General features: G+C 68.9%; 14 protein-coding genes. 5 read left to right on the forward strand and 9 right to left on the reverse strand.

From position 1 onward, the window contains the following. Positions 1 to 51 precede the first annotated feature (51 nt). Positions 52 to 1,485: a gamma-aminobutyraldehyde dehydrogenase gene (locus AB0B89_RS03405; protein WP_358547445.1), complete on the reverse strand. Its 1,434-nt coding sequence runs from the start codon at positions 1,483 to 1,485 to the stop codon at positions 52 to 54. Positions 1,486 to 1,750: 265 nt separating this feature from the next. On the opposite strand from AB0B89_RS03405, the gene AB0B89_RS03410 reads away from it, so the two are divergent. Beyond that, positions 1,751 to 2,251: an Lrp/AsnC family transcriptional regulator gene (locus AB0B89_RS03410; RefSeq protein ID WP_358547447.1), complete on the forward strand. Its 501-nt coding sequence runs from the start codon at positions 1,751 to 1,753 to the stop codon at positions 2,249 to 2,251. Here the strand turns inward: AB0B89_RS03410 and AB0B89_RS03415 are convergent. Beyond that, entirely contained in the window at positions 2,230 to 3,120 is an 891-nt protein-coding gene (locus AB0B89_RS03415) for a DivIVA domain-containing protein (protein ID WP_358547450.1), read from the reverse strand. The genes AB0B89_RS03410 and AB0B89_RS03415 overlap by 22 nt on opposite strands. Positions 3,121 to 3,232: 112 nt before the next feature. Here AB0B89_RS03415 and AB0B89_RS03420 point away from each other — a divergent pair, with 112 nt between their 5' ends. Together AB0B89_RS03420 and AB0B89_RS03425 are read left to right on the forward strand one after the other, a co-directional pair. After that, positions 3,233 to 3,955, forward strand: a complete 723-nt coding sequence (locus AB0B89_RS03420; protein ID WP_358547452.1) for an ATP-binding cassette domain-containing protein — start codon at positions 3,233 to 3,235, stop codon at positions 3,953 to 3,955. An 8-nt stretch (positions 3,956 to 3,963) separates the two neighbouring features. Then, a complete protein-coding gene (locus AB0B89_RS03425; protein ID WP_358547455.1) occupies positions 3,964 to 4,635 on the forward strand; it encodes a hypothetical protein in 672 nt (223 codons plus the stop codon). A gap of 25 nt (positions 4,636 to 4,660) precedes the next feature. Here AB0B89_RS03425 and rnhA read toward each other — a convergent pair whose 3' ends face one another. After that, on the reverse strand, positions 4,661 to 5,134 hold the full coding sequence (gene rnhA, locus AB0B89_RS03430; RefSeq protein ID WP_358547458.1) for a ribonuclease HI: 474 nt from the start codon (positions 5,132 to 5,134) through the stop codon (positions 4,661 to 4,663). A 319-nt stretch (positions 5,135 to 5,453) separates the two neighbouring features. Between rnhA and AB0B89_RS03435 the strand changes: the two genes are divergently transcribed. Further along, positions 5,454 to 5,708: a hypothetical protein gene (locus tag AB0B89_RS03435; RefSeq protein ID WP_358547461.1), complete on the forward strand. Its 255-nt coding sequence runs from the start codon at positions 5,454 to 5,456 to the stop codon at positions 5,706 to 5,708. Positions 5,709 to 5,740: 32 nt separating this feature from the next. Here the strand turns inward: AB0B89_RS03435 and rlmN are convergent, their stop codons facing one another. Continuing rightward, positions 5,741 to 6,844 carry a 23S rRNA (adenine(2503)-C(2))-methyltransferase RlmN gene (gene rlmN, locus AB0B89_RS03440; protein ID WP_358547464.1) on the reverse strand — a complete coding sequence of 368 codons (1,104 nt, stop codon included), beginning with the start codon at positions 6,842 to 6,844 and terminating at the stop codon, positions 5,741 to 5,743. A gap of 108 nt (positions 6,845 to 6,952) precedes the next feature. On the opposite strand from rlmN, the gene AB0B89_RS03445 reads away from it, so the two are divergent. Then, positions 6,953 to 7,984 carry a suppressor of fused domain protein gene (locus tag AB0B89_RS03445; protein ID WP_358547467.1) on the forward strand — a complete coding sequence of 344 codons (1,032 nt, stop codon included), beginning with the start codon at positions 6,953 to 6,955 and terminating at the stop codon, positions 7,982 to 7,984. 23 nt (positions 7,985 to 8,007) lie between these two features. Here AB0B89_RS03445 and AB0B89_RS03450 read toward each other — a convergent pair whose 3' ends face one another. The 5 genes from AB0B89_RS03450 to rpsB all read right to left on the reverse strand — a co-directional run bounded on the left by AB0B89_RS03450 (position 8,008) and on the right by rpsB (position 12,439). Then, positions 8,008 to 9,012 carry a phosphatidate cytidylyltransferase gene (locus AB0B89_RS03450; RefSeq protein WP_358547469.1) on the reverse strand — a complete coding sequence of 335 codons (1,005 nt, stop codon included), beginning with the start codon at positions 9,010 to 9,012 and terminating at the stop codon, positions 8,008 to 8,010. Positions 9,013 to 9,179: 167 nt separating this feature from the next. Continuing rightward, positions 9,180 to 9,737: a ribosome recycling factor gene (gene frr, locus AB0B89_RS03455; protein WP_358547471.1), complete on the reverse strand. Its 558-nt coding sequence runs from the start codon at positions 9,735 to 9,737 to the stop codon at positions 9,180 to 9,182. 9 nt (positions 9,738 to 9,746) lie between these two features. After that, positions 9,747 to 10,445: a UMP kinase gene (gene pyrH, locus AB0B89_RS03460; RefSeq protein ID WP_358547549.1), complete on the reverse strand. Its 699-nt coding sequence runs from the start codon at positions 10,443 to 10,445 to the stop codon at positions 9,747 to 9,749. A 131-nt stretch (positions 10,446 to 10,576) separates the two neighbouring features. Further along, positions 10,577 to 11,410, reverse strand: coding sequence for a translation elongation factor Ts (tsf, locus tag AB0B89_RS03465; RefSeq protein WP_358547473.1), 834 nt, complete (start codon positions 11,408 to 11,410; stop codon positions 10,577 to 10,579). 114 nt (positions 11,411 to 11,524) lie between these two features. After that, entirely contained in the window at positions 11,525 to 12,439 is a 915-nt protein-coding gene (gene rpsB / locus AB0B89_RS03470) for a 30S ribosomal protein S2 (protein ID WP_358547476.1), read from the reverse strand. Positions 12,440 to 12,564: the final 125 nt, after the last annotated feature.

Here is a 12,564-nt window from a genome sequence, read left to right on the forward strand (position 1 = left end):
TCTATGTCGGCAGCCGCGCGCCGTTGCCGTGCGTCCGTGCTGCCGCGATGATCATTCACCGATGTAGTGCATGACGTGCTTGACCCGGGTGTAGTCGTGCAGGCCGAAGACCGACAGGTCCTTTCCGTAGCCCGAGTGCTTGAACCCGCCGTGCGGCATCTCCGACACGAACGGGATGTGGGTGTTCACCCACACCACGCCGAAGTCGAGACGCCGGGACATGCGCATCGCACGGCCGTGGTCGGAGGTCCACACCGAGGCCGACAGGCCGTACTTGACGTCGTTGGCCTTGGTGAGGGCCTCGGCCTCGTCGGAGAAGGTCTGGACGGTGATGACCGGGCCGAAGACCTCGGTCTGGATCATCTCGTCGTCCTGCCGGAGGCCGTCGACGACGGTCGGCTCGAACAGGTAGCCCTTCTCGCCGATGCGCCTGCCGCCGGTGACGACCTTCGCGTGGCCGGGCACCCTTTCGAGGAAGCCCTCGACCCGGGCGAGCTGGTTCTCGTTGTTGAGCGGGCCGTAGTAGGCGTCCTCGGTGTCCAGGCCGCCGGTCTTGGTGGCCGCGGCCGCCTCGGCCAGGGCCGCCACGAAGGGCTCGTGGATGCTCTCGTGCACGAGGACGCGGCAGGCGGCGGTGCAGTCCTGGCCGGCGTTGTACAGGCCGGCTCCCGCGATCGCCTCGGCGACGGCGCCGAGGTCCTTGACGTCGTCGAACACGACGACCGGCGCCTTGCCTCCGAGCTCCAGGTGCACGCGCTTGAGGTCCTCGGCCGCGGACTTGGCGACCTGCACGCCCGCGCCCACCGAGCCGGTGATCGCGACCATCGACGCGGCCGGGTGGCCCACGACCCTGGCGCCGGTCTCCCGGTCGCCGACGACGACGTTGAACACGCCCGCCGGGAGGATCTCGCCCAGGATCTCGGCCAGCTTGACCGTGGAGACCGGGGTGGTGTCCGACGGCTTGAGCACGACCGTGTTGCCCGCGGCCAGCGCCGGGGCGATCTTCCAGACGGCCATCATCATGGGGTAGTTCCACGGGGTGACCTGCCCCACGACGCCGATCGGCTCGTGCCGGATCACCGAGGTGTGGTCGGCGAGGAACTCACCGGAGGTGGGGCCCTCCAGCGTGCGCGCGGCGCCCGCGAAGAAGCGGAAGTGGTCGGCGGCGGGCGGGATCTCGTCCTCGGCCATGCGCGCACGGGGCTTGCCCGTGTTGAGGCACTCAGCCTCGACAAGCTCCTCGCCGCGTGCTTCGATGGCGTCAGCGATCTTCAACAGGTAACCGGCACGCTCGCCCGGCGTCGTCTGTCCCCACGACTCGAACGCGGCTACCGCCGCGGCGTAGGCTGCGTCGACATCCTCCTGGCCGGAGACCGGCGCCTGGAGGTAGACCTCCCCGGTGCTCGGATCGATCACATCGGAGAACTGGCCGCTCTTGGCGTCCGCGAGCTCACCGTTGATGAAGTTCTGCAGACGGGTGGTCAACGTTGACCTCCTCGTGAGGTGGCTGAGTTGTCGCGACTCTGACAGAGGTCAGAGTGAACGACAAGGGATTTCGTCGCGAATATATCAAATTGCTACGAAATCGCTTGACAGGGGACGGTGAACTGACAACATGTCGCACCAGGACGGCAACACGGCGGGAACGGCCCCGTAATCAGTTTGCGGTAGGCGACGGAGTGCCTGGTCCGCCGGCCCGGACGGGGTTCCTTCGCCGGGGCCGGCAGGGTGTTAGGGAGGACGCACGGAGATGACGACGCCGCCGAAGGCCCGACGGGACAACAACCACGACGCCAGGCCGGGTCCGGTGGTTCTGGACGAGATCTCCAAGCAGATCATCGAGGAACTGCAGGCGGACGGGCGCAAGCCGTACGCCGCCATAGGTAAAGCCGTGGGACTGTCGGAGGCGGCGGTGCGCCAGCGCGTCCAGCGCCTGCTCGACGCCGGGGTGATGCAGATCGTCGCCGTAACCGACCCGCTCACCCTGGGCTTCCCCCGGCAGGCGATGATCGGCATCAAATGCGAGGGCGACCTGGAGACCGTCGCCGACAGGCTCTCCTCCATCGACGAGATCGACTACGTCGTCCTCACGGCGGGGTCTCTCGACATCATGGTGGAGGTCGTCTGCGAGGGCGACAACCACCTGCTGGAGATCCTCGGCAAGATCCGTGCCATCCCCACCGTCCGGGCGACCGAGACCTTCGTGTACCTCAAACTGCGCAAGCAGACCTACTCCTGGGGCACTCGCTGACCCTGCCCCTGGCCCTGCTCCTGGCCCGCGGCCAGGGCGCCCTTGCGGTCGAGGACGTCGGCGATCTCCGCGAGGAAGGCGTCCACCTGGGCCACGGCGTAGCCGGTCTTGAACATCACGGTCGAGAACGTCGCCACCCTGACCTGTTCGGCGGTGAGCGGGTGGTCGGTCGTCCCACGCAGGGTCGCGACGATCCGGTCGAGGAACACGTCGACCTCGTCCTCGTTGTACCCGGCCCCGAGCCGCCCGGGGCGGAACAGGACGCGTTCGACCCGCACCGCCTGCGTCTCCAGCCAGGCCTCCATCAGGGCCTCGGCGACGGGCCGCTGCCCGTTCGGGGCCTCCGGCGACTTCGGCCCGCCCGGCGTCTCCCCCAGCCCCGGCAGGGTGGGCGCCTCGTCGTCCTCCTCCACCGGATCTTCCGTGGAGTCGTGGCGTCCGCCGGGCACCTGGTGGCGTCCGACTTCGACCCGCTCGGTCCAGGCGTCCGGGCGCCTGCCCGCCACCCACTCCCCCGGGAGGTCCCCCGGCGCCGGCCGCACGGGAAGGTCGCCGAACCCCCCGGCCACCGGACTTCCGAGGATCTCGCCGGATCGCTCCATCACCGGTGCGGCCTGGGGAGACTCGGGGGCGGGAGCGCCACGGGTCTCGACCGCGACCACGAAGGCGTCCAGCGCGTAGTCGACCGCCACCTCGTTGTAGCCGCCCAGCTTCGTGTCGAAGCGCGCCATGCGGATGTCGTCGGCCGTGACCGGGGCACCCTCCAGCAGCCCTCGCCCCAGCGTCGCCTCGATGCGCACGATCAGCGCGTCGACCTGGTCGGGGTCATATCCGGTCCGCACCCCCAGCACTCGTGGAAAGCGGTTCACGCCTAATCCTCCCGGTTCACAACCCCGCATTTATTTCTCTTCTTTACCATTCTGGGGGGATGACATGGGGAAATCCAGACAGTTACCCGTTCACGGGTAAGCTTCCGAAACTATGCGGCTCGCGAACCTCTCCTACCGCTACGCCCGCCGCGCCCCCTGGGTCCTGCACGAAGTGGACCTCGACCTGCCCCCGGGCACGGTCGCCGAGGTGACGGGGCGCAACGGCGCGGGCAAGTCCACGTTGCTGAGGCTGCTGGCCGGCACCGCGCGCCCGAGCCGCGGTTCGGTCTCCGGCCGTCCCGCCGTCGTGGGGTACGCGCCCGAGATCTTCCCGGTGGACCAGCCGTTCACGGTCACCGCGTACCTGTCCCACATGGCGGCCGTCCGAGGGGCCGCGGCGACCTCGATGGAGCCGTGGGTCGAGCGGCTGGGAATGGCCGCGCTCCTCGACGTGCCGCTCGGCGATCTGTCCAAGGGCAGCGCCCACAAGGTAGGGCTGGCGCAGGCCCTGCTCGTCCCACCCGGCCTGCTGATCCTCGACGAGCCGTTCTCCGGCCTGGACGAGCAGACCCGCGCCGAGCTTCCCCGCGTCATCGACGAGGTCGTGGCGGCCGGAGGCATCGTCGTGGTCAGCGACCACCAGAACGGCCTCGCCGGGCACCCGGGCGTCACCCACCTGAAGGTCGAGAACGGCACAGTCCAGGCCGCGACCCCCGGCGGGGCCCCGGCCCGAGCGATCATCGAGGTCCTGGTGGACGCCGGCGAAGCCGAGGCGGTGGCCCGGAAGCTCCAGGCCGAGGGCTACGAGGCCAGGATCCGAGGAGAGGCGCGATGAGGCCGGCGATGTCGCTCACACGGTTCAAGATCTCGGCCTACCTGAGGTCCCACCGCATCGTCCAGCCGTTCGTGGGGCTGCTGGCCGTCATGATCATCCTGTACTCGTCCCGCGTGGCCGTCGGCCAGGAGCTTCCCTCCTACGCCGACTCGGCCGCGCTGCTCGTCCCCGTCTTCGCGTGGGCGACCAGGGGGCTGCTCGACACCGAACCGGACGTGCAGCGTCTGATCTCGATCACGGCGGTGGGGCGGCCCGGCCGCGAGGTGGCGAGCGGCCTCGTCGCCTCGGTGGCCGTCAGTTGCGGCCTGGCCTTCCTCGCCCTCGTGCTGCCACTGGCCATCGGCTTCCGCGCGGTGCCCGGCACGGCGGTGCTGATCGGCGGCCTCGCCCTGCACGTGCTCTCCGTGCTCACCGGCACCGTCCTCGGCGCGCTCTCCAGCCGCCCGATCCTGCCCGACCCGGCGACCTCGGCCCTGACCATGCTCGGCGGCTACGTCGCGATCCTGCTGCTCAGCCTCGCGCCCATCACCTGGCTCACGGTGCCCATCATCAGCTGGATGCGGGCGGCGGGCCAGGACGCCTTCCTGAGCCGGTCACTCCCCGGCCTCGCGACCGTGACCGTCTTCTGGTGCTCCATCGCCCTCATCACCTACATCAGCCTCCGCCGCACGCGGCCATAGCCGGTCCTGTCGCTCCCCGTACGGGTCACTCGCCTCGCGCGCTGTTCGCGCCGCGGCGGGCGAGGGCGTCGGCGCGTTCGTTCTCGGGGTGCCCGGCGTGGCCCTTGACCCAGATCCACTCCACGTCGTGACCCACGGTGGCCGTGTCCAGCCGCTGCCAGAGGTCTGAGTTCTTGACCGGCTGCTTGGCCGCGGTCTTCCAGCCGTTGCGCTTCCAGCCGTGTACCCATTTGGTGATGCCGTTGCGGACGTACTGGCTGTCGGTGTGCAGGCGTACGGCGACCGGCCGCGTCAGGCTTTCCAGCGCCATGATGGCGGCCATCAGCTCCATACGGTTGTTGGTCGTCTGGGGCTCGCCGCCGAAGATCTCCTTCTCCGAGCGGCCATAACGCAGCACGGCTCCCCATCCACCCGGCCCGGGATTGCCGCTGCACGCGCCGTCGGTGTAGATGTCCACGGCCTTTCCGGCCGCCTTCTCCTGGTCCTGCACAGCCGGCATGCGCTCCTGCCCATCTGTCTCACGGTCGGCATCAGTCCTACCATTCCATCCGCCCGCACCAGGCCCCCCTCCACACCACCGACCGGCCACGCCGCTCCAGGCCGCCCTCCCCACTTCCCGCCGGCATCTCCACGACGCGGACGAGTTGCGGCGAGCCCTGGCGTCCAGCCGACATTTCGGCTAATGCGGGCATATCACCAATCTGGAATTCGTCCCGCGCATAATCCGGGATCACAGGAAGCGGCTTCCCGCCGGGCCGGTGGGAGCTTGGAATAAGTTCGGGAGCCGAAAACCTGTTTCCGTCGGCAGGAGTAGGCCCATGGGCAGTTCAGAAGGCCGGGTTCTGGTCATTGTGATCATCGCGACGGTTCTATTCGTCGTCGGGCGGCGCTTCCAGCGGACGGTGGACACGTGGGCGGGGTGGGGCAAGGCGGTGAAGAACGCCGCGGAAGCGTCGGCGAAGATCCCCGGCGCGAAGTCCGCGGCGTGGGCCGCGTTATGGCGCATGGTCATGATCGGGGCAGGGACGCTGGCCCTACTCGCCTTGATCGCCAACGCGTTCCGTTACATCTGAGGCTAGATCTGAGGCCCGTACATCTCCGGTGGCTATGCCTCGGGGGTGGCGGCGGCGAGCTGGCCGCAGGCGCCGTCGATCTCGCGGCCCCGGGTGTCGCGCACGGTGACGGCCACGCCGTGGGACTCCAGGCGACGGACGAAGGCACGCTCGTCCTCGGGTCGTGAGGCCGTCCACTTGGAGCCGGGGGTCGGGTTGAGCGGGATCAGGTTGACGTGCACCAGCTTGCCCTTGATCAGCCGGCCCAGTAGGTCGGCCCGCCATTCCTGGTCGTTGATGTCCTTGATCAGGGCGTACTCGATCGAGACGCGCCGCTTGGTCTTCGCCGAGTAGCTCCAGGCGGCGTCCAGCACCTCGCCGACCTTCCAGCGGGTGTTGACGGGGACCAGCGTGTCGCGCAGCTCGTCGTCAGGCGCGTGCAGGGAGACGGCCAGCGTCACCGGCAGCCCCTCGTCGGACAGCTTCTCGATCGCCGGGACCAGGCCGACCGTGGAGACCGTGACGCCCCTGGCGGAGATGCCGAGCCCCTCGGGGGCGGGGTCGACGATGCGGCGGACGGCGCCGATCACGGCCTTGTAGTTGGCCAGAGGCTCGCCCATGCCCATGAAGACGATGTTGCTCACCCGTCCGGGGCCGCCGGGGACCTCGTCACGGGCCAGCGCGCGAGCGCCCGCGACGACCTGCTCGACGATCTCGGCCGTCGACATGTTGCGGGTCAGCCCCGCCTGCCCGGTGGCGCAGAACGGGCAGTTCATGCCGCATCCGGCCTGGGAGGACACGCACATGGTCACGCGGTCGGGGTAGCGCATCAGCACCGACTCGACCAGCGCGCCGTCGAAGAGCCGCCACAGGGTCTTGCGGGTCATGCCGTCGTCGCAGGCGATCTCGCGGACGGAGGTCAGCAGGCTGGGCATCAGCTGCGTCACCAGCTGGTCACGCGACGCTGCCGGAAGATCGGTCATGTGCTCGGGCTCGGTGGTCAGCCGCTCGAAGTAGTGCCGGGACAGCTGATCGGCGCGGAAGGGCTTCTCGCCCAGCTCCGCGACGGCCGCACGGCGCTCCGCCATCGACAGGTCGGCCAGGTGACGAGACGGCTTTGCCCGTCGGGGGGCGACAAAAGTTAGCTCGGCGGACATGTCCTTCTCTTAACGGTTTGCCAGAAGCTGCACGGGACAGCCATTCGGTGTGATCTATTGCGATCCTCGGCCGATCGGGGAGACGTCCACCGGAAAGGCGGATGAGCGTTGGGCACCACCGATGTCATTCTCACCGACACCAGCCCCTACGGCAGTCGCGCGGTGACCGTCGAATACGACGGGGTGTCCTCGGTAGCTTACCTGCGCGACGCCGAAGGCGGGATCCATGGGGCCGTGTGGCTCGCCAACCATGTGCAGGCGCCCTCTTCCGTCGATCTCGGCCGGATCGATGCCGGCCAGGCCCCCGTGATGCCCGTGGCGAACACCCGCGTCCCCGGGGGCACGCCGCCGTTCACGGCCGGCGAGCTGGAGGTGCTGTGGTTCGAGGAGGGCGACGGTGCCGCCCTGTACCGCAACGGCGAGCTCCTGGCCGTCATTCCCGGCTGGTCGGATCTCGAACGCGGGATGCCCGGCTACGCCAAGGACGCCGTCGGGGACTCCCCGTTCGCCTGGTCCCTCGACGAGGCGCTCGAAGGGCTCGCGCCGAGGATCGCCAGGGCGCGCTCGTACTGGGAGTGGCGGCACGGCGACGGCTCCTGGCCCTCGTTCCAGCAGTTCGTGATGAGCCACCTGGACGCCAGGGTCGGCCCGGCCGCGAGGTACTGGGACATCGGCGGCGACCGGCTGCCGACCGTGGGCATCACCGAGCGCCCCCAGAACGGGTACACGATGCTCTCGACGGTCGGGATGAGCTGCCAGCGCATGCCCACGGTGGAGCAGTACATCGAACGGCCCGACACCTACGCCCGCATCGAGCTCGCGATCGCCACGCGCGGAGAGGTCACGGAGGCGGCGCGGCTCTTCCTCTGGCTGGCGCGCTACCCCTGGCACTCGGTCACCTGGCTGGGCCACGGCCACACCGCCCGCTGGTACCGGGAACCCGCGTCCTTCCCGCTGGGTCCGGGCTACCAGGGGGTTCTGATGCTCGACACGGTGCCGGGTTTACCCGACCTGTCGGGCTTCGCCTTGGGCGGCGACGAGGTCCGATGGCTCTGGCTGGTACCCGTCACCGATCAGGAGCTCCAGGTCGCCGCCGACCAGGGCCACCAGGCTCTGTCCCTCTCCGGACGCATCCCCTGACGCTCTGGAGCGTCCGAGAAGGCTCACATCGGCACGAAGACCGCCAGGAGCAGCCAGACCGGCACAAGGGCGGCCAGCAGGGAGTCGAGGCGGTCCATCAGGCCGCCATGGCCCGGGAGCAGGTTGCCCATGTCCTTGATGCCGAGATCACGCTTGATGACCGACTCGACCAGGTCGCCGAGGGTGGCGCACACGGCCACCACCGCACCGACCACGGCACCCTGCCAGAACTGGCCTTCCAGCAGGAACCGGACCAGCAGCGCGCCACAGACGACGCAGGCCAGCACCGACCCGGCGAACCCCTCCCAGGTCTTCTTGGGACTGATGGCCGACATCTGGTGCCTGCCGAACAGGATTCCCGCGAAGTAGCCGCCGATGTCGCTGCACACGGTGACGGCGATGAAGATGACCACCCGGTCGGACCCGTCGGGCTTGGACAGCATCAGCGGGACGAATCCGGCGAGCAACGCGGGATACACCGATGTCAGGACGCTGGCGGCGGCGTCACGGACGTACCCCTCCTGGCCCTGGAACATCCTCCAGGTGAGCACGGTGAGCACGGTGAGCGTGAAGGCGCCGAGCAGCCAGATCGGGCCGCCCCAGTACGCGCCGGCGACCATGGCGGCGAAGCCCACCAGCACCAGCCGCACCGGCACGCGCATGTCACGGACGGCGAACGCACGGACCATCTCGACGATGCCGATGCCGACAGCCGCCACGAGCACGAGCAGGAAGAGCGCCTTGACGGTGTAGAGCGATCCGATGACGGCGGCCCCGAGGGCGACGCCGACGCCGATGGCCGCGGGAAGGTTGCGCCCCGTACGGATGCGGCCCGGCTTGGCGGCGCCCCCCGGAAGATCATCCGGCGGGTCCGGAGGTTCCGCGGACCCCGTGGGGCCTTCGGGGTCGGCGGCGCTCCCGAAGCTCCCGCCGGCGTCTGCGTGACGCGCCCCGGGATCCTCGGGCGGGCGCTCGTCAGACCGATGGCCTCGGGCCGGCCCGGTTCCGTCCGCCTCCGTACCTTCCACAGTGATCCCACTCTCGTACCCGTCAACCACGCTCGGCGGCCCACTCTGCCAGTACCGCCGGGCGGCGGGGAGGGAGCGTGGTGGGCCGGAACGCGGCGAAGGCGCTCCCCCTCGCGGCTAACACCGGAGTGGAAGCGCCTCGACCTGACCTGCGACTGCTACCGCGCTCAGACTTCGAGCAGCTCGGTTTCCTTGTGCTTCAGCAGCTCGTCGATCTTGGCGACGTGCTTCTGGGTGAGGTCGTCGAGCTCCTTCTCGGCCCTGCGGACCTCATCCTCACCGGCTTCGCCATCCTTGATCATCTTGTCAAGGGTCTCCTTGGCGTGGCGGCGGATGTTGCGCACCGAGACCTTGCTGCTCTCGGCCTTGTTCCTCGCGACCTTGATGTACTCCTTGCGGCGTTCCTCGGAAAGCTCGGGGAACACCACGCGGATCACCGCGCCGTCGTTGCCGGGGTTCACCCCGAGGTCGCTGTCACGGATCGCCTTCTCGATGGCGGTCATCGAGCCCTTGTCGTAGGGCTGGAGGATGACCATGCGTGCCTCGGGAACATGGAACGAGGCGAGCTGCTGCACCGGGGTCGGCGACCCGTAGTAGTCGACATTGATCTTGTTGAACATGGAGGGACTGACCCTGCCGGTGCGGATCGCCGCGAAGTCCTCCTTGGCGACTCCGACCGCCTTGTCCATCTTCTCCTCGGCTTCGAAGAGGGTTTCCTCGATCACAGCGGCTCCCTATTTCCCTGCCGGACTCACCAGCGTGCCGATCTTTTCACCGCGGACCGCCCGCAGAATGTTCCCCTCGCCCATCAGGTCGAAGACGACGATGGGCAGGCCGTTGTCCATGCACAGACTGATCGCCGTGGCGTCCATGACCCCAAGGCCCCGCGTGAGGACCTCGCTGTAGTCAAGTTGGTCGAAGCGTACGGCATCGGGGTTCTTGCGGGGGTCTGAGTCATAGACCCCGTCGACCTGGGTGCCCTTCAGCAGCGCCTCCGCGCCGATCTCCAGAGCGCGCTGGGCGGCACAGGTGTCGGTGGAGAAGAACGGCGAGCCGAGCCCGGCGCCGAAGATGACCACGCGACCCTTCTCCAGGTGGCGGATCGCGCGCCGGGGCAGGAACGGCTCGGCGACCTGCTGCATCGTGATGGACGTCTGGACGCGGGTCTCGATGCCGCGCTTCTCCAGGAAATCCTGGAGGGCGAGGCAGTTGATGACGGTGCCGAGCATGCCCATGTAGTCGGCCCGGGCGCGGTCCATTCCCCGCTCGGAGAGCGCGGCGCCGCGGAACATGTTGCCGCCCCCGACGACGACCGCGACCTGCACTCCCTCACGAACGGCCTCGGCGACCGAGTCGGCGAGCTTGGCGACCACCACAGGGTCGATGCCCAGCGGCTCGGCGCCCGCGAACGCCTCGCCGGACAGCTTCAACATGACGCGCTTCCACCGTAGCGGCCAGTTGTACGACGAAGCCGCCGACGTAGCGGGTTGTTGGTTCTCCTGCACGACGGCGGCCTCCTCGGCGATGTTCACGAAGCTGGTCAGGTCCCTCTTTGGGGCTAAGCCTATGCCTGACCGACCTTGTAGCGGGCGAAGCCCAGGACCTTGACGCCCGCCTCGGACGCGACCTTGGCGATCGTCTTCTTGGGGTCCTTGACGAAGGACTGCTCAAGAAGCGTGAAGTCCTTGTACCAGCCGTTGACGCGGCCATCGACGATCTTGGCGATCGCGGCCTCCGGCTTGCCCTCCTCGCGGGTCATCTGCTCGAAGACCGTGCGCTCCTTCTCGACCACGTCGGCCGGGACGGCGTTGGGGCTGAGGTACTTCGGGGCCATCGCGGCGGTGTGCTGGGCGATGTCCTTCGCGACCTCGGGGTTCGGGGTGTCGAGCTGGACCAGGACGCCCACGGTCGGGGGAAGCTGGGGGTCGGTCTTGTGCATGTAGGAGGCGACGTAGCCACCCTCCAGCACGACGAAGCGACGGACCTCGATCTTCTCGCCGAGCGCGGCGTTGGCCTCGTCGAGGTGCTCCTTGACGGTCTTGCCGTCGAGGTCGGACTCGAGCAGGCTCGGCACGTCGGACGGACGGGCCGCCAGGACGTGGTCGACCACGCGGGCGGCCAGCTCCTGGAAGCGCTCGCCCTTCGCGACGAAGTCGGTCTCGCAGTTGAGCTCAAGCAGGGCGCCGAGCGCCTCGCCCTCGTGCTTGACGGCGATGAGGCCGTTGGAGGCGGTGCGCGCCTCGCGCTTGCCGACGTCCTTGGCACCCTTGACGCGCAGGATGTCGACGGCCTTGTCGAAGTCACCCTCGGACTGCTCAAGCGCCTTCTTGCAGTCCATCATGCCGGCGGCGGTCGCCTCACGAAGCCGCTTGACGTCGGCCATGTTCACGGAAGCCATTGTCTTTTCCTCGTCGAGTCGTCGTGGATCGGGTGGGTGCGCCCTGTTCGGCACACCCACCCGGAAGAGCCTTGCTTGCCGTACGAGTGGTGCCCGTACGGTCTGGCGCGAGTCTCAGGCCTGCTGCTCGGTGCCCTCGCCGGCCTCGGCCTCGGGGGCGGCCTCCTCCGCGGGGGCCTCCTCCGCGGCGGGAGCCTCGTCGGCGACAACGGCCTCGGCGACGGGAGCCTCGGCGGGAGCGGCATCCTCGTCACGGGCGAGCAGCTCGCGCTCCCACTCGGCCAGCGGCTCGGCGACGGCGGCACCGGACGGCTTGTCGTCGCCGCGGTTCGCACCGGCGCGGGACATCAGGCCGTCGGCGACCGCGTCGGCGACCACCCGGGTGAGCAGGCTGACGGCGCGGATCGCGTCGTCGTTGCCCGGGATCGGGTAGTCGACCTCGTCGGGGTCGCAGTTGGTGTCGAGGATCGCGACGACCGGGATGTTGAGCTTGCGGGCCTCGCTGATCCCGATGTGCTCCTTCTTGGTGTCGACGATCCAGACCGCGCTGGGAACGCGGGCCATGTCGCGGATACCGCCGAGGGTGCGCTCCAGCTTGTCCTTCTCGCGGCGGCGCATCAGGAGCTCCTTCTTGGTGAGCCCGGAGCCTGCCACGTTGTCGAAGTCGAGCTCCTCGAGCTCCTTCAGGCGCTGAAGCCTCTTGTGCACGGTGGAGAAGTTGGTGAGCATGCCACCCAGCCAGCGCTGGTTGACGTACGGCATGCCGACCCGCGCGGCCTGCTCGGCGATGGCCTCCTGGGCCTGCTTCTTGGTGCCGATGAACAGGATGGTGCCGCCGTGGGCGACGGTCTCCTTGATGAAGTCGTAGGCGCGGTCGATGAAGGCCAGCGACTTCTGCAGGTCGATGATGTAGATGCCGTTGCGCTCGGTGAGGATGAAGCGCTTCATCTTCGGGTTCCAGCGACGGGTCTGGTGCCCGAAGTGAACACCGCTTTCAAGCATCTGCCGCATGGTGACGACGGGGGCCATGAGTATGGTCCTCCTGGGTAGAGCGCCGTGAAGGCGCGTGCCTCGGTTGTATGCGGGAACCTGCGGTTCCCGCCCTGACGCCCTGAGTCGCCCCATCCGGATCAGGACCCGGACCGAGAGGACGA

Source organism: Sphaerisporangium sp. NPDC049002 (assembly GCF_040649355.1).
In the GTDB taxonomy this organism is placed as follows: Bacteria; Actinomycetota; Actinomycetes; order Streptosporangiales; family Streptosporangiaceae; genus Sphaerisporangium.